Raw genomic sequence first — 19,298 nt, 5'->3', positions numbered from 1 at the left:
CTGCGACCGAGTTGTCCCTATGACTGACTGGTGGGCAGGGTGCGTTCTCGGACGGGTGTGGTACCGAGCCGGACTGGGTCGGACATCCGGTCGGGCGGCGCCTTGGCGGGTGCGAAGAGACTGCTGCCGCGTGGTTGTCAGTGGTCGCCCCTAGTGTGTCCGCGTGACGACATTTCGATCCGGGTTCACCCTCTGGCAACTGGTCAAGGCAGCACGGGAACTGACAGAAGACGCGCGTGTCCGGGAACGTGTCGACGCGGTGCTGCACATCATGGGCAGCTACGGCGGGACGTACGGCAAGGGCAGGCCGCTGGTGAACGCCTTGGAGGACGTGGCTCAAGAGGCCATCCTCCAAGGAGACTTCGCACTCGCTCTGCGCTTCCAGCGCTTCGCCGCCTATGCCGGAGGCGAACTGTTCCTTGACATCATCGAGAACTACTACGACGACGAAGCCCGAGAGCGCAGCGAGGAACACATGCGCAGGATGGCCGCGCTGGGTGCGGACAGGGCGGTCGCCATCCTGGACGCCCTGTGCCGCGACAAGCCCGCCGCGAGCGCCGCCGACGCCCGTGACCTCTTTCGCGGCATCGCCAAGTCCGTCGACTACCTGAGCCTCGGGGACGGGGAAGGCGAGATCCGGCTCTCCCCCAAGCAGGTGAGGCGACTCCAAGAATACGGACATATGGAAATGGTCCTCCGTAACCTGCCCCGGCCCGCCTCCGCCGAGGCCGCCCGGATGATGAGCGACGTCCTGGCCGATGTCGACGCCGGTGTGCTTGCCCAGTTGCTCGAACTACGGGCCAGACAGGTCGGCCTGGCGGCCCTGCGTACGGCGGTGGAGGACCCGGACAGCTCCGAGAGTGCCCTCCACGGCTGTCTGAAGAACCAGGAATGGATCTTCGGCGGAGCCTTCGTGGCGGAGCTGGCACGCCGGCAGTACACCCCGGACACCATCCTCGACATCCCGCTCCTGCGTGGCGACGGCTCCCTGCACGTGGTGGAACTCAAGCGCGCCAACATCAAGGACCTGGTCATACGACGCTCTGGTCACCTGATGCTGGGTGCCCCGGCGCACCACGCGGTTTCCCAGGCGCAGAACTACCTCCGGATCATGGACGAGAACCGTCCGAGCATCCTGGCCGAGCACGGAGTCGACACCCGCCGGGCGTCGGCAACGATCGTGATCGGACACCCGCGGTATGTGATGGGGAACATCACCTCCCAGGAGATCGCGGAGACGCTGAGAACCTACAACACGCACCAGGCACGCATAGAAGTGATCACATACGAGACCCTGCTGGATTCAGCCTCCCGCATGCTGGCCCTGTCGTCGGTACGGCAGGACGCAGACCCCGACCAGGACGAGGAGTCCGCCGCATGACCGACCCACGACCCGAGATCGAACCGCTCCTGGCCCGCTTGTGCGGCGGTGAGATCACCGACAAGGACTACGTTGGATACTTCATGAACGAGTACGGGGAGGAACTCGTGTTCGCCCAGCGTCGGGGCGAGAAGACCGCTCGGCTCTGGCACAGCGACACGGACTGGGAGATGTTCCTCGTCGGGGACCACTCGATTCGGCTCGACGGCCCGATGGACGGGATGATCACCGTTGCGGACCTGATCATCAACCACGAGGAGGCGACATGGCTGTCCTCCTGCCTCGCCGCGTCCCGTCATCTACGGCAGGGGCGGACCTGACCACGTACCGTGCTGAGGCCTCAACGGACGGGCCTGGGCACGGGGAGGCGGTGAGGCCCCGGCACATGAGTCCCGCTCTGCCGTCCGTGACTTGGTGGTCCGTGACCAGGGCGGCCGTCGTCCGCGCGTACGGCATCGCAGATCACGTCGGAAAGCTCAGTCACGCTGCGCCGAACGGCGTGGGGCCGTCAGTGTCGTAGCTGCAGCCGCCATGAGGCCGACAAACGAAGCGGGCGGGAGGCCGCAAGAAGATTCGCATCCGCCCACGACGGGGTCCGGTGTGGGGGGTGTCCGGTGTTGTGGAACGGCGGGCTGAGGACTCGGATCATGCGAACCTCTCGCTCAGCCACGTCAAAGAGCGGGTCAGCGCCGTGCTGCGATGCGGGCGACTGCCCGCCTCAACAAACTCGTGCCCTCCGTGTGCCCAATCGTTGACGGCGGAAGGCCCGCCAAACGCAGCGACGGCTCATCAAAAACAAGCCTCAGGCCGCTGACCTGGGTATTTCAGAAAAGCGGGTGACGAGAATCGAACTCGCGCTCTCAGCTTGGGAAGCAACGGCGCTTTGCGAGCTGCATCGCTCAGACGTGCGCGGACGGCGCTGCTCGGATGGTCGCAAGGTCCGGACGACACCACCACTCACCGTGGCTGCCCGCCCCTATGGGCACGCTACGGGCACATGGGAAGAAGCCGAGAGGCCAGAACGCGTGCCCCGGGGGCACGGTGTCGCAGTGGGCCCGGTCGGACTCCAGCCCGGGAACTCCTTTACGCCTGCGCAGACTCGGGCGGAGCCTGCCTCTCGGCATCGAGCCCCTGGCACTGGTTGTGGCGGGAGGTCACAGGCCAGTCCTTGCAACCTACTCCGCAGGGTGCCTTAGCAGGACGCCCGCCAACGCGGCGATCGCTCGTAGCACGTCAGGGATCGCAGCCGAATCAGCGCGGCCAATTGCCACGACCGCGATGAGCGTGAAGCTGACGACGATGCCGAAAGGGATGGCTGCCGCGCAGACCAGGAGATAGGCGGGACGGCTCAGCACATGGGGAATCCGACTACGGGTTCCCGTTCGGCGTACGGCATCTCCTGGAGGCCTCCCATTTCCCGCGAAGAACACACCTTCAGTGAAACTCGTATTTTCATTTCCCATTCGATGCTCCTGTCGCACAGGGGTGCGGTCCGGGGATGAGCGGCGACCTGCTCTTGCGCAGAGCGACCGTACCGCACTGCGCGGGTGACAAGTGAGGCGAAACGCCTAGGAACACATAACGCTTCCCAAGTTCCTGAAGGGGAAGGATTGCAGGGAATGGGAACGTAATCCCCGCAGGCGCGGGGAGCGGATGTCACGTCGGATGTCACGTGACGCTTCCCAAGGGGACATCCGGAGATATCCGGAACGATAAACCCAATTTTCGCACCGCGCCATCATCCGCACTCGTCATCTCTTGACGGCATGCATGGATTCCCGCCCGGGCGAAGTGTCCCGCAAGTGCGGGAAGCAATACGCCGTGGCATCTTACGCAGATTCCCCCGGAACTGTGCTGCCACCATGGAGCGCCTTGATCATGGTCGAGCGGGCCGGCAACCCGTTCCGAGACTCCACGGCATCGCCGCAACCGCCGCATGGCTCAGATCGCGAGCGTGACAACCAACCGTGATCTACCGCACGGCGTCAAGGCGCACTGCCCCGGCGACCGCGAAGAGTTCGACCCGCTTTCGCATCATGACAGAAATTGATTGAGATGGATAAATATCGATCGATCACTTCACATCGAGTCTGTCGAACACTCTTGTTCCTGTTGAATAACTGCCGTGCGTGACGGAGAGAACCAGCCCGAAAACCTAGGTGGCCTTGTGGTCGGCGCGGCCCGCACCGTCTGGGCCAAGCACGACCGGGACACCGAGAAGTGGCTTCCCTTGTGGCGGCATATGGGGGACAGTGCCGCTGTCGCCGGGCTGCTGTGGGACCACTGGATTCCGCGCAACGTAAAGGAGTTGATCGGAGACCCGCTCCCCGAGGGCGAATGCGACGGGCGGCGGCTGTGCGTATGGCTCGCGGGAACCCACGACATCGGCAAAGCCACCCCCGCCTTCGCCTGCCAAGTAGATGATCTGGCACATGCGATGAGCGGTGCCGGTCTCGGCATGCGTACCCGCAAGCAGTTCGGCGACGACCGCCGGATGGCCCCGCACGGGCTGGCCGGACAGTTTCTTCTTCAGGAGTGGCTGGAGGAACGGCACGGCTGGACCCGCCGCGCCTCCGCGCAGTTCGCCGTGGTGGCCGGCGGTCATCACGGCGTACCTCCGGATCACGTGCAGCTCCACAATCTCGACGCGCATCCCGAACTGCTGCGGACCCCGGGACCGGCGGCGGCCGTCTGGCAGCGGGTGCAGAACGAACTGCTGGACGCGTGCGCCCGCGCCTTCGAGGTCGAGGACAGGCTCGCCCACTGGCGCGGAGTGAGACTGCCGCAGCCGGTCCAGGTGCTGCTGACCGCGGTCGTCATCGTGTGCGACTGGATCGCCAGCAACTCGGATCTGTTCCCGTACTTCCCCGAGGAGCGTCCCCGCAGCGACGCCGAGCGGGTGTCCGCGGCGTGGCAGGGACTGCGCCTGCCCTCACCGTGGGCACCGGCGGAGCCGACCGCACCCGCGGCAGAACTGTTCGCCGCGCGCTTCGAGCTGCCGCCCGGTGCCGTGGTCCGGCCGGTGCAGAAGCAGGCCCTCGCCCTAGCCCGGAACATGGCTCAGCCCGGGATGCTGATCATCGAGGCCCCCATGGGGGAGGGAAAGACCGAGGCCGCCCTCGCGGTGGCGGAGGTGTTCGCGGCACGATCGGGAGCGGGCGGCTGCTACGTGGCCCTGCCGACGATGGCGACCAGCAACGCCATGTTCCCGAGGCTGCTGCACTGGCTCGACCGGCTGCTGCTCACCGGCCCGAGCGTGACACCGGCCGTCCCATCGGTCACCCCGGGCGGCACCCCGCCCGTCACCTCGCCGACAGCGCCGGACATCCCGCCGCAGCAGCATTCGGTCCTCCTCGCCCACGCGAAGGCAGCGCTCCAGGACGACTACGCCGCCCTGATGCGCGACAGCCGCCGGACGATCGCCGCCGTGGACGCGTACGGCGACGACGAACGCCCCGCGGGCGCCGCCCAAGCCGCCTCCGCCGAACTCGTCGCGCACCAGTGGCTGCGGGGACGCAAGAAGGGGCTGCTCGCCTCCTTCGCCGTCGGGACGATCGACCAGTTGCTGATGACCGGTCTCAAGAGCAGGCACCTTGCGCTGCGGCACCTGGCCATGGCGGGCAAGGTCGTCGTCATCGACGAGGTGCACGCCTACGACGCCTACATGAACACCTATCTCGACCGGGTGCTGTCGTGGCTGGGGTCGTACCGCGTTCCCGTCGTGGTGCTGTCGGCGACACTTCCGGCAGGCCGGCGGCAGGAACTGGCGGAGGCGTACACGGGAGCGAGCGCCGATGCGCCCGGCGGTGTCCAGGAGTACCCACTCCTGACCGCCGTCACTCATGGCACGGAGCCGGTGACGGTCTCGCCCGCTGCCTCCGGACGCCGGACGGACGTGGTGGTGGAGCGTCTGGCGGACGACGACACCGTACTGGCGGATCGTCTGGTACAGGATCTGACTGACGGCGGATGCGCGTTGGTCGTACGGAATACGGTTGACCGGGTGACCGACACGGCCGCCGCACTCAGGGCGAGGTTCGGCGCCGAGCACGTCACCGTCGCGCACGCCCGTTTCGTCGATGTCGACCGGGCCCGCAAGGACGCCTCCCTGCTCGACCGATTCGGGCCACCGGGTCGCGACGGCACATCACGACACCGTCCCCGGGGCACCCACATCGTGGTCGCGAGCCAGGTGGCCGAGCAGTCCCTGGACGTCGATTTCGACCTCCTGGTCACCGACCTGTGCCCCGTCGACCTGCTGCTCCAGCGCATGGGACGACTGCACCGCCACCCTCGCGAACGCCCGCCACGCCTGCGGCAGCCCCGCTGCCTGGTGACCGGAGTCGACTGGCGGACGGAACCCGCCCCCACGCCCGTCAAGGGCTCGCGCACGGTCTACGGTCCGTACCCCCTGCTGCGGACCCTGGCTGTCCTCGCCCCACACCTCGGGGAGAACGGGGAACCGGGCCGACCGGTACGGCTCCCGGAGGACATCAGCCCGCTCGTCCAGCGGGCGTACGGGGACGACGAGCCCTGCCCGCCGCACTGGGAGCGGACCGTCGCCCCCGCGCGGGCCGGCCACGACGACGCCCGTGCCGGGCAGCGACAGAAGGCGGAGGTCTTCCGGCTGGACGAGGTGCGCAAGGCCGGCCGGCCTCTCATCGGCTGGATCGGCGCGGGGGTCGGGGACGCGGATGACAGCAGGGCCGGACGGGCTCAGGTCCGGGACAGCCGGGAGAGCCTGGAGGTCCTGGTCGTGATGCGCCGGAGCGACGGCACCCTGTGCACCCTGCCGTGGCTCGACAGGGGGCTCGGCGGTCTCGAACTGCCCACCGACGCCGTACCGTCCGCGCGCGCCGCCCGTGCCGCTGCCGCGAGCGGACTGCGGCTGCCCTACCACTTCTCCTTCCCTGACACCGAATGCCGGGCCCTCGCCGAGCTGGAGGAGCTGTGCATCCCGGCCTGGCAGGAGAAGGAGAGCCACTGGCTCGCCGGGGAGTTGATCCTCGCACTCGACGAGGACGGCCGGACCAGTCTGGCGGGGTGGCATCTGACCTACGACCCGGACGACGGCTTGCTGGTGACCCGCGAGGGACCGGGCAAGGCGGACGGTAAGGGGATCGAGGCGCAGGCCAGGACGGAGAACAGCACGGAGAACAGCACGGAGAACGGGGAGGACGTCGGGAAGGCAATCAGAGAGGAGAGGAGATCGCTGCCTTCGGTGCCGTCCTTCGACCTCACCCACCGCCCCTGGTTGCCCGTACAGCTCGACAACGGCTCGCAGCGCGAGCTGTCCCTGGTGGAGGTGTTCGACCAGGCGCGCGACATCCGCCGGCTCCTCGGCGATCTGCCTACCCAGGACTTCGCCCTGACACGGCTGCTCCTGGCGATCCTGCACGACGCCCTCGCCGGTGCCGGGAAGGGCGCGGCGCCCTCCGACACCGACGCGTGGGAGGAACTGTGGCTGTCCGAGACGCCGTACGCCGGTCCCGTGGCCGACTATCTGCATCGGCACCGCGACCGCTTCGACCTGATGCACCCCGAGCATCCGTTCTTCCAGGTCGCCGCGTTGCGCACGGCCAAGGACGAGGTCTTCTCCCTCAACCGCATCGTGGGCGACGTACCCAACGGGGAGCCGTTCTTCAGCATGCGCAGGCCCGGTGTCGGCCGGCTCGGGTTCGCGGAGGCGGCACGCTGGCTGGTGCATGCCCAGGCATTCGACCCGTCGGGCATCAAATCCGGCGCGGTGGGCGACCCCCGGGTGAAGGCCGGCAAGGGCTACCCGCAGGGCGTGGCGTGGGCGGGCAACCTGGGCGGCGTCCTCATCGAAGGGGACAACCTCCACGAGACGCTGCTGCTCAATCTGATGGCCGCCGACACCACCGGCCTGCACGCGGACGAGGCCGACCGGCCGACCTGGCGCGCCGAGCCGTGCGGACCGGCCGAGGACCCGGACCTCGCCCGGCGCCCCTACGGACTGCGCGACCTCTACACCTGGCAGTCGCGTCGCATCCGGCTGCACCATGACGCCGAGGGCGTGCACGGCGTGGTGCTCGCGTACGGCGACCGCCTCGAACCGCACAACAAACACCCGCGCGAACCGATGACCGGCTGGCGACGCAGTCCGGCGCAGGAGAAGAAGCGCGGGGAAGCGCTCGTCTATCTGCCGAAGGAGCACGAACCGTCGCTCATGGCCTGGCGCGGGATGGAGGGCCTGCTGGCCGGCCGGGAGCCGGGGACGGGGCAGGGCCCCGACGGAGCCCGGCGCCTGCGGCCCGGCATCGTGGAGTGGATCGCCCGGCTGACCACCGAGGGATTCCTCCAGCGCGGCCATCTGATCCGCACCCGTGTCATCGGCGCACGCTACGGCACCCAGCAGTCGGTGATCGACGAGGTGGTGGATGACGGGGTCCTGATGCCCGTGGTGCTCCTGCACCGGGACGACCGGCGGTACGGGGAGAAGGCCGTGGACGCGCTGCACGACGCGGAGCAGGCCGTCACCGCGCTCGCCGACCTCGCCGTCGACCTCGCCCAGGCTTCCGGGCTCGACCCCGAACCCCGCCGGAACACCGTCCGAGACCAGGCGTTCGGCACCCTTGACACCCACTACCGCCGCTGGCTGCGGCACTTGGGGGACGCAGCCGACCCGGAGGAGCACCGGGACCGCTGGAAGAGGGAGGTGCACCGCATCATCGGAAACCTGGGAGCCGGTCTGCTGGACGACGCCGGACCGACCGCCTGGGAAGGCCGCGTCGTACCGGCCCGGGGCGCTACGCGATGGCTGAACGACGCCGCGGCCGACCTCCGCTTCCGCACCCGGCTCCGCGAACTCCTGGCCACCCACGACGACGGCCCACCGGCTCCCACTCCAACTACTGGCCACGAATGACGACGGCCCACCGACCCCACGCCACCCCACCCGACCGCCCCCTTCCCGCGGAGTCACCGGTATGACCCTCGTCGCTTCCGCCTCTCCCGTCCCGCCCGACCCCGCGACGCCCGCCCCGCGGCAGGTACCGCTCGGTCCGGTCGGCAGAGCCGTCCACCAACGCGTCACGTACCTGCAACGGGGCTACCTGGATCACCGCAGCGACGCCGTCGGCGCCCTGGCCCGACTGCGACGCGGCATCGGCCGACCGGCCGGTGAGGTCGCCGACCTCTGGGGTCTCATCGGCACCGAGCCCCTTTACGAGCAGTACGAGCGGCGGGAGTTGACCGAGGAGGCCATGCTCCGGGCCGAGGAGGCGGCGCACGCGGCCGTCACCCTGTGGTCGTTGCACCAGCAAGCCCATCACACCGTGCGGATGCACCGCAGGCCCGGCCCCGAACTCGGCGCGGCTGTGCGGCGCCTGGCCCCCGGGTCCGACATCGACGAGCCCACGCGCAAGCGTTTCGTCCGGGCGGGTACGGCGGCCACACCCGTGGTGCTCGCCGGGCGGCTGCGCGAACTCGTCCTCCTGCTGCGCCGCGAGGCCGTTCCGCTCGACTACGGCCTGCTCGCCGATCAGCTCCACACCTGGCAGTCCCCCGGCGGACCCCCGTCGGTACGCCGCTCCTGGGGCCGTTCCTACCTCGCCGTCCACCCATCGGCGCCGGGCAACGGCCCATCACCGACAGCGGAACCGAATGGGCCCGCCATCGCCCCCGACACCGACGACCCACAGCTCCCCCACCCGACCCTCCCGGAGGACGACACCCCGTGAGCCGCACCATCATCGACGTGCACGTACTTCAGACGGTGCCGCCGAGCAACCTCAACCGCGACGACACCGGCACCCCGAAGACCGCGGTCTACGGTGGTGTCCGACGCGCCCGCGTCTCCAGCCAGGCATGGAAGAGGGCGACCCGACGAGCGTTCGAGGACCTCCTCGACCCGGACGAACTCGGCTTCCGCACCCGCCGGGTGGCCGAGCTGCTGGCCGAGCGGATCACCGCGGCGGAAGCCTCGCTGGACGGCGGCAAGGCCCTGGAACTGGCCGCCGAGACGCTCCACGCCGCGACCGGCTCCAAGATCGAGGTTCCCCGCAGGAAGGCCGAGAGCGCGAAGCGCAACGGCGATCCGGAGCCCGCGCCAGAGTCCTCGTACCTGATGTTCCTCAGCTCGCGCCAGTTCGACGGCCTGGCCCGCCTTGCAGTCGAGGGCGCCGCTGACATCAAGGCGTTCCTGAAGGCCAAGGAGAACAGGGAGAGGGCCCGACGGATCGCCGACACCCGGCACTCGGTGGACATCGCCCTGTTCGGCCGGATGGTCGCCGACTCCGCCGACTTCAACGTCGAGGCGGCAGCCCAGGTCGCGCACGCCATCAGCGTCCACCAGGTCGAGAACGAGTCCGACTACTACACCGCGGTGGACGACAAGAACGAGAAGGAGGAGGAGTCCGGCGCGGGCATGATCGGCACCGTCGACTTCAACTCCGCGACTCTCTACCGCTACGCGGCTCTCGACGTGGACCGGCTGCGCGACAACCTCGGCGACGGCCGGCGCTCCGACCAGCCCCCGCACGAGCCGGTACGCAGGGCGGTCAGCGCCTTCCTGCGGGGCTTCATCGCGTCCATGCCCACCGGAAAGATCAACACCTTCGGCAATCACACCCTCCCCGAGGCCGTGATCGTCACCCTCCGCTCCGCACGGCCCATCAGCTTCGTCGCCGCCTTCGAGGAGCCCGTTCTCACGCCCCTGGGCTCCGGCGGCCATCTGCGCGGCGCCTGCGCCCAACTGCTCGCCCATATCTCCGACATCGAGAAGGCGTACGAGGTCACCGGCGATCCGAGCTGGGTACTCAGGGCAGGAACGGCCACCGAGCCGCTGCTGGCCCTCGGCACCGAGGTCACCATCGGCGGTCTGCTCGACGCAGTGGGCGACGCGGTCACCGCCCGACTGACGGACCGCACGCCTCAGACCACAGACCAACCACATCCCCCCCAGAACCAGGACCGTCCCGCATGAGCGAACGCACCGGCGTCCTGACACTGCGCCTCGCGGGCCCGCTCCAGTCCTGGGGCGCATCGTCCCGCTTCACACGCCGTGCGACGGAGCGTGCACCCACCAAGAGCGGAGTACTCGGACTGCTCGCCGCGGCTCAGGGCCGTGAGCGCGACGCGGACATCTCCGACCTCGCTGCGCTCACCTTCGCCGTCCGGCTCGACCAGCCCGGCACCCGGGTGCGCGACTACCAGACCGCGCAGCACGCCGACACGGGCAAGTCCATGCCGGTCTCCGAACGCTTCTACCTCTCCGACGCCGTCTTCGTAGCTGCCGTGGAAGGCGACGAAGCCTTGCTCAGTTCCCTCTACGCGGCCGTCCGGACCCCGGTGTTCCTCCCCTTCCTCGGCCGCCGCTCCTGCCCGCCGTCCCGGCCGATCGATCTGCGCCTGCACCGCGGCGCCTCCCGCGGCGACCTGCTGCGAACACTGAGGACCGAGCCCTGGCAGGCGTCCTCCACGGTCCAGCGCCGACGGGTCCGCGAGCGACGGATCGAACTCGAAGTGATCGCCGACCTCGTCGCCGGTGACGGACCCGGCGACGCGATCCGGGACCAGCCCCTCAGTTTCGACCCGCGCCACCGCCAGTACGGTCTGCGCGGCGTCCGCTCGACCGCGGTCACCGTCCCCAATCCGCTGAGCACGACCCGCGCCCAGAGCTTCGTACCGCCGAAACACGACCCGATGGAGCTGCTGGACGACCGGTGAAGCCCAGACGGCCCTGGCAGGGGCCGCACCACACCACACCAAGGATCGAAGGACTGATGGACCGATGGACCGAAGTACTGAGGAACTGAAGGAAGACCGACCATGTTCCTGACGCGATTCCGTCTCAACACCGCCCGCGTCGGCGCCCGTCGGCTGCTCAACTCACCGCAGAGCCTGCACGCCGCGGTCATGGCCTCCTTCGCCGAGCGGCCCGACCACCAGGGCGACGGCCCCCGGGTGCTGTGGCGCCTGGACCAGCACTCCCGCAGCGAAGTGGTGCTCTACGTCGTCAGCCCCGACCGTCCGGACCTCACCCACCTGGTGGAGCAGGCAGGCTGGCCGACCACGGGCGCCTGGCAGACGAAACCGTACGCCCCCTTCCTCGCCCGGATCGCTACCGACGACACCTGGGCCTTCCGGCTCACCGCGAACCCCGTGCACAGCATCCGCCGGCACGCCACCGAACCGACGAAACGCACCCCCCATGTCACCCCGCGCCATCAGCTCGACTGGCTGCTCAAACGGCAGACGGACGCGGGCTTCGCCGTCGTGGAACGCCCCGAGCCCCGCCCGGACGGCCTTGACGGGGCCTGGCACGAGGTCGTCGTCCACGACCGCAGGGACCTAGCCTTCCGCAAGCGGAACGAGTCCGACGAGCGGGCGCACAAGGTCTCCCTGACCCGCGTCACCTTCGACGGCCGCCTCCGCGTCCTCGATCCCGAGGCGTTTCGCCGCACCCTCACCTCCGGCCTCGGCAAGGCCAAGGCGTACGGCTGCGGACTCATGACCCTGGCCCCCGCGGAGTAGCCGGTGACCACGATCGGCCGACGCCCCGCTTCCGGCCCTCGACAGCTCACCCGCGTCGGTGACCGCTTGTCCTTCGTCTACCTCGAACGCTGCGTGGTGCATCGCGACGCCAACGCCATCACGGCCGAGGACTCGGAGGGTGTACGCCACATCCCCTCGGCGACGATCGGCACGCTGCTGCTCGGCCCGGGAACCCGGATCACCCACCAGGCCATGGCGGTTCTGGGCGAGAGCGGCGCCGTGGTGGTGTGGGTCGGCGAGAACGGCGTACGTTTCTACGCCGGCGGCCGGGCGCTCAGCCGCTCCGCCGCACTCGTGGAGGCCCAGGCCGTCGCCTGGGCGAACCAGCGGACCCGGCTCGACGTCGCCCGGTCCATGTACCGGCTCCGCTTCCCCGACGAGGACCCGGCATCATGCACCCGCCGCCAACTCCTCGGCCGTGAGGGCGACCGGGTCAAACGCTGCTACGCAGAGCAGGCCGCCCGTACCGGGGTGCCCTGGCACGGCCGCCGGTTCACCCCCGGCGACTTCAGCTCCGGTGACGCCCCGAACCAAGCCGTCACCGCCGCCGCGCAGTGCATGTACGGGATCGCCCAGGCCGTGGTCGCGGCGCTGGGCTGCAGCCCGGGACTCGGTTTCGTCCACTCGGGCCACGAACTCTCCTTCGTCCTTGACGTAGCCGACTTCTACAAGACAGACATCGGCATTCCGATCGCCTTCGAGGTCGCAGCGGAAGGCCCGGAGGACATCGGAGCCCGGACCCGCCGAGCGCTGCGCGACCGCATCAACAGCGCCGGGCTGCTCAACCGGTGCGTGCGCGACATCCAGGGACTCTTCGCACCTCCGGGCGCCGACCTGCCGGACGGCGATCACGTCACCCTCCTGTCCGACCGCGGCACCGGACTGACCGCCGGCCGCAACTACGCTGACGACAGGGGTTCAGCCTCCACCCGGGACATCGGGACACAGGACTCCCTCTCACGGGACGGCGTCATCTGGTGACGGTCATCGTCCTCACCCACTGCCCGGTCGGCCTGCGAGGCTTCCTCACCCGCTGGCTTCTGGAGATCTCCCCCGGCGTCTTCCTGGGCAACCCGTCCGCCCGCATTCGCGACGCCCTGTGGGACGAGGTCCGCCAGTACGCCGGTAACGGCCGTGCGCTGCTCGCCTACTCGACCGACTCCGAGCAGGGCTACGCCTTCCGTACCCACGACCACAGATGGCACCCCGTCGACCACGAGGGTCTCACTCTCATCTTCCGCCCTTCCGACCGCCCGCGCATGCCCTCCTCGTCTCCTCCATCAGGCTGGAGCAAGGCGTCTAAGCGCCGCCGCTTCGGCAACCGGGCGCCGTAGCCTCCGGTCCCGCCGACGAGAGCCCGAACCGAGAGCCGCAGGGCCCGAAGAGAGCACCACATGCTGCGGCTCCGGCAGAGCCGGGCTGCCGACCTGCGGTGTGTAGGCCACGGTGGTCTCATGCCGGGTAGTGCGGACGGCTGAACGGGGCCGCCCGTATCTGGCCGCCTGTCGACGTGCCACGAACAGTCGCCTGGTGCCTGCGCAGCTTCTCCCTGCCCTCCGAGGCAGAGTTCCCATACCAGAGGAGGAGCAACGCCTGCGAGCCAGAGACCGCTTCGGCAGCCTCACTCCGGGAACCACTCGCTGTCAGCCCGTACTCTTTGGTGCGGAGACTTGCCTGGCCGATCGGGGTGCGGTTTTCCCGCTATGCCCGTTTCTCTCATCCTTGCTGAAACAAGCCTTGCCCCTTGATAAAAGTGCAGCTCACGGAGTCCGCTCCCCGCGTGTGCGGGGCTGAGCCCTGATCGACCTGATCGGCAAGGATGCGGACACGCCGCTCCCCGCGTGTGCGGGGCTGAGCCCAGACTTCGTGACGTCACAGGCCCATGGGCCCACCGCTCCCCGCGTGTGCGGGGCTGAGCCCCGCGCTTCATACCGGCGATCGGTCGGGACCCGCCGCTCCCCGCGTGTGCGGGGCTGAGCCCTACGACGTCCGCCAATGGGAACGCATTACAGGCCGCTCCCCGCGTGTGCGGGGCTGAGCCCAGGACAGATGATCACGGCTACTGCTGGCCGGGCCGCTCCCCGCGTGTGCGGGGCTGAGCCCCCATCACGAACCTCACGCGGGTCAACGTGCAGCCCGCTCCCCGCGTGTGCGGGGCTGAGCCAACCTCCCGGCGCACCGGCCGCCGCCGCTCCTACCGCTCCCCGCGTGTGCGGGGCTGAGCCCCCGGGCGTGAAGCTCGCGATCCGCGTAGGTCTCCGCTCCCCGCGTGTGCGGGGCTGAGCCCCAGTCGACCGAGGTATGGAGTAGCGCGACTTCCCGCTCCCCGCGTGTGCGGGGCTGAGCCCCGGAGGCGCCCCCCGACGACCAGCCGGCCCCGCCGCTCCCCGCGTGTGCGGGGCTGAGCCCGAGTTCCAGATCTGACATGTGGCCGGGCAGACCCGCTCCCCGCGTGTGCGGGGCTGAGCCCAAGAGGAGCGAGCAGGGCCGGGGCGGTGGTCACCGCTCCCCGCGTGTGCGGGGCTGAGCCCGGATTGGCGTTGCATTCGGCACAGATGATGGTCCGCTCCCCGCGTGTGCGGGGCTGAGCCCAACGACAAGCCGGTCAACAGCCAGGAGAACCCCCGCTCCCCGCGTGTGCGGGGCTGAGCCCGGCCTGAACGTCGGCCTCGGAGGGGCCACGCACCGCTCCCCGCGTGTGCGGGGCTGAGCCCGACTGCCCTCGTCGCCTGCCCGGGGACAGGTTCCGCTCCCCGCGTGTGCGGGGCTGAGCCTACATCGCTGCGGCGATCGACCGGGAGTTCCCCCCGCTCCCCGCGTGTGCGGGGCTGAGCCCACCGCCGTCGGCCGGGGCTCTCCCCTTTCATTCCGCTCCCCGCGTGTGCGGGGCTGAGCCCGCGGTGGTCGCCGTCCAGCCTGTACATCGTGACCGCTCCCCGCGTGTGCGGGGCTGAGCCCCGTCCGGCAAGGACAAGACCATGACGACCCTGCCGCTCCCCGCGTGTGCGGGGCTGAGCCCGGTTCGAACACGATGCCGTCGGGCGGGCAGGACCGCTCCCCGCGTGTGCGGGGCTGAGCCCGCCGAGACGATCATCCGGACCCTGGTGAACGACCGCTCCCCGCGTGTGCGGGGCTGAGCCCGCGTTCGACCCGTCGGAGGAGTCGGTCGCGCACCGCTCCCCGCGTGTGCGGGGCTGAGCCCACCCCCTTCCGCTGGGGATACACGGCCGGGTCCCGCTCCCCGCGTGTGCGGGGCTGAGCCCCCGACTCGCGAGCGACCATATCCCGAATTCATCCGCTCCCCGCGTGTGCGGGGCTGAGCCCGACGAGCGTCACGCGTTCGCTCGGATCATCCGCCGCTCCCCGCGTGTGCGGGGCTGAGCCCGGACCGTTACGCCCGGAAGTGGGTGGAGCGGACCGCTCCCCGCGTGTGCGGGGCTGAGCCCGTCACCTTCACCCTCTGACCCTCCCCCCCCCGCCCGCTCCCCGCGTGTGCGGGGCTGAGCCCCACTCAGCCTCATGGCGCGCGGCGGCGTCGTCCCGCTCCCCGCGTGTGCGGGGCTGAGCCCACGGCTAAGACGATCGAGCAGGCCACGGCCGACCGCTCCCCGCGTGTGCGGGGCTGAGCCCAGCATCACCGGGGCGGCCGGGCGCACGTCGAACCGCTCCCCGCGTGTGCCGGGCTGAGCCCAAGGGCCTGCTCCGGCAGATCCTGAACATGGGCCGCTCCCCGCGTGTGCGGGGCTGAGCCCCGATCCAACTCGGGGACGATCAGGGGTACGCCGTAGCGGGCAGCGTCCGTCACCAGCCCGGGTTCCTTACCCACCCCCGGACGGCGGGCCACCACCACGGCGTCCGCTGCGGCATACACCAGGCGCAGTACGGGTTCGCTCACCGGCCGGGCTCGACGTGGAGGCGGACGTGGGGCAGTGCCTGCCAGCGGGCCAGGACCGTGTCGTGTACGGGGTGGCTGGTGACGCTGACGTGCAGTGGTTCGGTGAGACGGGCCAGGGCCCGGCCGATGACGGCGATGTCCTTGTGCGGCCACCAGCCCCCGACCATGGAGACCGCGGCCTCGGCTTCCGGGATGGAGAAGGCGGCCCGGCCGCCGTGACGTTCGCCCTGACTCAGGCGCAGCCCGTCAGCGACCGTGAACACCCGCACCTGCGTGGCGAGCTGCGGGAACCTGCGGGCGACCTGGTCGCGGACCGCGGTGGTCGGGCACACGGCCGTCACCCGCCGCTCACCTTTCCGGGCGAGCCGTCCCAGAAGCCGCAGCGGCAGGTCCTCGGTGGTGACGACCTCGTGGACGAACCGCAGATGCGCCTGCGCCCAGGAGGGCAGCCGTGCCGCGCAGGCCCTCGCTCGCGCTCAGGACCACCACCGTCACCGCCCCTGCCCGTGTGCCTGGGGCCCTGTGGCGGGCGGTGCGCAGAGCGGATGCTTCGACCAGGCACCGGGCGAGGAGGGTGATCTGATGGGGCCAGCGCCGCACGGCGTCCGGCCACCGGCCCATACGGAGCAGCTTCTGCCCGGCCCAGGACTGCCTCGACAGCGGACCTGCCGCCCGCAGCAGGAGCCGTGCACGCACAACGGTGGCGCCGGCCACCACCGTCACAGGCGCGCGGCGCAGTGTGGTGGCCGTGGGGCGGGCGATGCCGTGCGGGGCGATCACCACCGTGCCCGGGACGGCCCGGGCCAGGGCCAGCAGGGTGCGCTGGTGGTGGCCGCCGAGCCGGAACGCGTACGGCTCGATGAGCACCAGCGGAACCGTCTCGGGTTCGTCCAGCGGGCGGTCCATACGACGCCCTCCCGGATGCCCTTCGTGCCGTGCACGGCGGTGAACCGGGCCCGCAGCCACACCGGGTCGTTCAGCTTCCCGAACTCCCGCGGACCGGCGGTGGCCGCCCGGCGGGCGAAGGCGACACCGTGGCGGGCCCCCGACGCTGCGTACGCGCCGTCCCGGCCTACGTCCAAGCGGCGATCCGCCCGGCGGCCGGCCCGGATCTCGAACCGGCTGGAATACCGCTGACGCGGCATGTCAACGTAGACGACCTTCGAAACCTTTGGGGCGCGGAGCCGATCTTGGCCACGCCCTTTACCTGGAGGTGCCTCTGCCATCATATCAGCTCTCCGGCAATCCTGACGGACCTGGCTCCCCGTACCCCGTCTACTGGGTCTCACCACGCCATCTGGCTGGCGACGACGACTCGCTCTGTCAGGCCGTCGGCGACACTCTCACCGCGCTCGGCTGGAACATGTGGCCCACGGCCCGCGACACTCTCCTGTACCTCAGCCCCGACGGACTGCACGGTGTCGAGTGGATTCTCGCCGCCCATCCCTTCGTACTCGGTGGACTACGAGTCGCATGGCAGTTGAGCGCCCGATCACACACCGCGTCCGCGATGACCGAATGGAACGCCTACTTCACTCCCGGAACCCCTCAGGAGGCATTGGCCGATCTCATCACCGCCACTGCCACCCTCGCCGGTGACGTGGTGAGGACGGTGCCGGACTCCGTCCTCGTCGCGCTCACCGCACAGGGGTGGATGCGGGACCTGGACCACCCCTCCACCACCGCCTCGGACCCCGGCTTCTCCACCAGCGTCTCTTTGGGGGCTGTACCAGCACTCATTCAGGACAGCGACCCCCGCCCGGGTCCGCTGGGCTGGCAGGCATGGGCCGAACCGGTCGTCGGTGACCCCTACCTGTGGTGCGCCTCGTTCAGCCCCAGCGCTCCGCACGCTCTCGTTGCCGCGTTCGCGACCTCACTCGCCTCGCCGGTTCCTGTACCGCGTCGCAGGCTGCCCGAGGGCACTGAGGGCAGACTCACCGTCGTCCGCCGTACGTAGCAATGACGTTCTGTAAGCGACGCGCGGAGAGCGGATCCCCCCCATGCGAGAGTGGACGATGGCGCGGGCGTAGGCGGAGTGGTCCGGGGTGAGTGTCCGGCGTCGGTACCCTGGAGCGCATGTCTACTGCCCCGGTTCGCGTCCGTTTCGCCCCCTCCCCGACCGGCATGTTCCACGTCGGCGGAGCCCGCTCCGCCCTCTACAACTGGGCAGTGGCGCGACAGTCCGGCGGCACGTTCGTTCTGCGGATCGAGGACACCGACGCGGCCCGGAACAAGCCGGAGTGGATCGACGGCATCATCAGCGCGCTCGCGGCGATCGGTATCCATAGTGAGGACCCGGCCTTCGAGGGGCCGTACTTCCAGTCGCACAACGCAGACCGGCACCGGGAAGCGGCTCAGCAGCTCTTTGCGGCCGGTCGGGCGTACTACTGCGACTGCACCCGGGAGCAGCTGAAGGAGCGCACCGGGTCGGAGCACCTCGGGTACGACGGGTTCTGCCGGGAGCGGGGGCTGACCTTCGAAGAGGGGCGGGCGCTGCGGTTCCGGACGCCGGACGAGGGCGAGACGGTCGTCGTCGACCTCGTCCGGGGGGAGCCGGCGTTCCCGAACAGCGCGATCGAGGACTTCGTGATCGCTCGCGGTGACGGGTCCCCGGTGTTCCTGATCGCGAACGTCGTCGATGACCTGGACGAGGGAATCACGCAGGTCATCCGTGGTGAGGAGCACCTGTCGAACACGCCGAAGCAGCAGCTGCTGTGGGAAGCGCTCGGCGCCAAGCCGCCCGTGTGGGCGCACCTCCCGGTGATCGTGAACGAGAAGCGGCAGAAGCTGTCCAAGCGCCGAGACAAGGTCGCGCTGGAGGACTACCTAGCCGAGGGCTTCCTCCCCGAGGCGATGGTGAACTACCTCATGCTCCTCGGCTGGGGCCCCGGCGACGACCAGGAGATCCTGCCGTACGAGGAGCTGGAGCGACTCTTCCGGATCAAGGACGTCAACACCGCCCCGGCCTTCTTCGACGTGAAGAAGCTGACGGCCTTCAACGGCGACTACATCCGTGCCCTCTCGCCGGAGCAGTTCGCCAACGCCTGTGCCCCGTGGCTCGTCGCTCCGTACGCGCCATGGGCGCCGGAGGCGTTCGATAAGGACCTCTTCGAGGCGGCGCCACTGGCCCAGACCCGACTGGCGCTGCTGTCGGAGATCACCAGCTACGTCGACTTCCTGTTCCTGGACGAGCCGGTCGAGGACGAGGCGTCGTGGAACAAGGCGATGAAGGCGGGCGCCGACGGCATTCTCACCGACACGCGTGACGAGCTGGCCGCCGTCGAGGAGTGGAAGGCGGATGACCTGAAGGCGGTCCTGCTCGCCGTCGGTGAGAAGCACGGGCTCAAGCTGGGCAAGGCCCAGGCGCCCATCCGGGTCGCGGTCACCGGCCGGACCATCGGGCTCCCGCTGTTCGAGTCGATGGAGCTGCTGGGGCGGGAGCGTGTGCTGGCCCGGCTTGATGCTGCGGCCACGAAGCTGGGCGCCGCCCAGGTATAGAGCCGG

Annotated in this window: 13 protein-coding genes and 1 CRISPR repeat array; of the genes, 11 read left to right on the top strand and 2 right to left on the bottom strand. The window is 69.9% G+C overall.

The window, feature by feature from the left end; genetic code table 11:
- Nucleotides 1–163: 163 nt before the first annotated feature.
- The 9 genes from AB0O01_RS21175 (at nt 164) to cas2e (ending at nt 13,233) form a co-directional block, all read left to right on the top strand.
- Nucleotides 164–1,381, top strand: coding sequence for a Shedu anti-phage system protein SduA domain-containing protein (locus tag AB0O01_RS21175; RefSeq protein WP_365315375.1), 1,218 nt, complete (start codon nt 164–166; stop codon nt 1,379–1,381).
- Complete coding sequence (locus tag AB0O01_RS21170) at nt 1,378–1,701, top strand: hypothetical protein (RefSeq protein ID WP_365315373.1); 324 nt, start codon at nt 1,378–1,380, stop codon at nt 1,699–1,701. Before AB0O01_RS21175 ends, AB0O01_RS21170 begins: the two co-directional genes overlap by 4 nt.
- Nucleotides 1,702–3,506: 1,805 nt before the next feature.
- Nucleotides 3,507–8,270: a type I-E CRISPR-associated protein Cse1/CasA gene (gene casA / locus AB0O01_RS21165; protein ID WP_365315372.1), complete on the top strand. Its 4,764-nt coding sequence runs from the start codon at nt 3,507–3,509 to the stop codon at nt 8,268–8,270.
- 61 nt (nt 8,271–8,331) lie between these two features.
- Nucleotides 8,332–9,084: a type I-E CRISPR-associated protein Cse2/CasB gene (gene casB, locus AB0O01_RS21160; RefSeq protein WP_365315370.1), complete on the top strand. Its 753-nt coding sequence runs from the start codon at nt 8,332–8,334 to the stop codon at nt 9,082–9,084.
- The gene (gene cas7e / locus AB0O01_RS21155; RefSeq protein ID WP_365315369.1) at nt 9,081–10,328 is read left to right on the top strand and encodes a type I-E CRISPR-associated protein Cas7/Cse4/CasC; all 1,248 of its coding nucleotides are present in this window, start codon (nt 9,081–9,083) and stop codon (nt 10,326–10,328) included. Before casB ends, cas7e begins: the two co-directional genes overlap by 4 nt.
- Entirely contained in the window at nt 10,325–11,071 is a 747-nt protein-coding gene (cas5e, locus tag AB0O01_RS21150) for a type I-E CRISPR-associated protein Cas5/CasD (protein WP_365315367.1), read from the top strand. The genes cas7e and cas5e overlap by 4 nt, the downstream gene beginning before the upstream one ends.
- 102 nt (nt 11,072–11,173) lie before the next feature.
- Nucleotides 11,174–11,878, top strand: coding sequence for a type I-E CRISPR-associated protein Cas6/Cse3/CasE (gene cas6e / locus AB0O01_RS21145; protein WP_365315366.1), 705 nt, complete (start codon nt 11,174–11,176; stop codon nt 11,876–11,878).
- Nucleotides 11,879–11,881: 3 nt separating this feature from the next.
- Nucleotides 11,882–12,880 carry a type I-E CRISPR-associated endonuclease Cas1e gene (gene cas1e / locus AB0O01_RS21140; protein WP_365315365.1) on the top strand — a complete coding sequence of 333 codons (999 nt, stop codon included), beginning with the start codon at nt 11,882–11,884 and terminating at the stop codon, nt 12,878–12,880.
- Nucleotides 12,877–13,233, top strand: a complete 357-nt coding sequence (gene cas2e, locus AB0O01_RS21135; RefSeq protein WP_365315363.1) for a type I-E CRISPR-associated endoribonuclease Cas2e — start codon at nt 12,877–12,879, stop codon at nt 13,231–13,233. The genes cas1e and cas2e overlap by 4 nt, the downstream gene beginning before the upstream one ends.
- Nucleotides 13,234–13,668: 435 nt before the next feature.
- Nucleotides 13,669–15,651: a CRISPR direct-repeat array (repeat unit 29 nt; unit sequence CCGCTCCCCGCGTGTGCGGGGCTGAGCCC).
- Between the two features lie 139 nt (nt 15,652–15,790).
- On the opposite strand, the gene AB0O01_RS21130 is transcribed toward cas2e, so the two are convergent.
- Nucleotides 15,791–16,135, bottom strand: a complete 345-nt coding sequence (locus AB0O01_RS21130) for a hypothetical protein (RefSeq protein WP_365315361.1) — start codon at nt 16,133–16,135, stop codon at nt 15,791–15,793.
- A gap of 7 nt (nt 16,136–16,142) precedes the next feature.
- Nucleotides 16,143–16,700, bottom strand: coding sequence for a hypothetical protein (locus AB0O01_RS21125; RefSeq protein ID WP_365315360.1), 558 nt, complete (start codon nt 16,698–16,700; stop codon nt 16,143–16,145).
- A gap of 307 nt (nt 16,701–17,007) precedes the next feature.
- On the opposite strand from AB0O01_RS21125, the gene AB0O01_RS21120 reads away from it, so the two are divergent.
- Nucleotides 17,008–17,751 (top strand): DUF317 domain-containing protein, encoded by a 744-nt coding sequence (locus tag AB0O01_RS21120; RefSeq protein ID WP_365315358.1) that lies wholly within the window; start codon nt 17,008–17,010, stop codon nt 17,749–17,751.
- A gap of 167 nt (nt 17,752–17,918) precedes the next feature.
- Nucleotides 17,919–19,292: a glutamate--tRNA ligase gene (gltX, locus tag AB0O01_RS21115; RefSeq protein WP_365315486.1), complete on the top strand. Its 1,374-nt coding sequence runs from the start codon at nt 17,919–17,921 to the stop codon at nt 19,290–19,292.
- The last annotated feature ends 6 nt before the right edge of the window (nt 19,293–19,298 follow it).

This window comes from Streptomyces sp. NPDC093252 (genome assembly GCF_040683675.1).
Taxonomy (GTDB): domain Bacteria; phylum Actinomycetota; class Actinomycetes; order Streptomycetales; family Streptomycetaceae; genus Streptomyces.
Note: the sequence above shows the minus strand (reverse complement) of the source record. Positions and strands in the feature narration are given on the sequence as shown.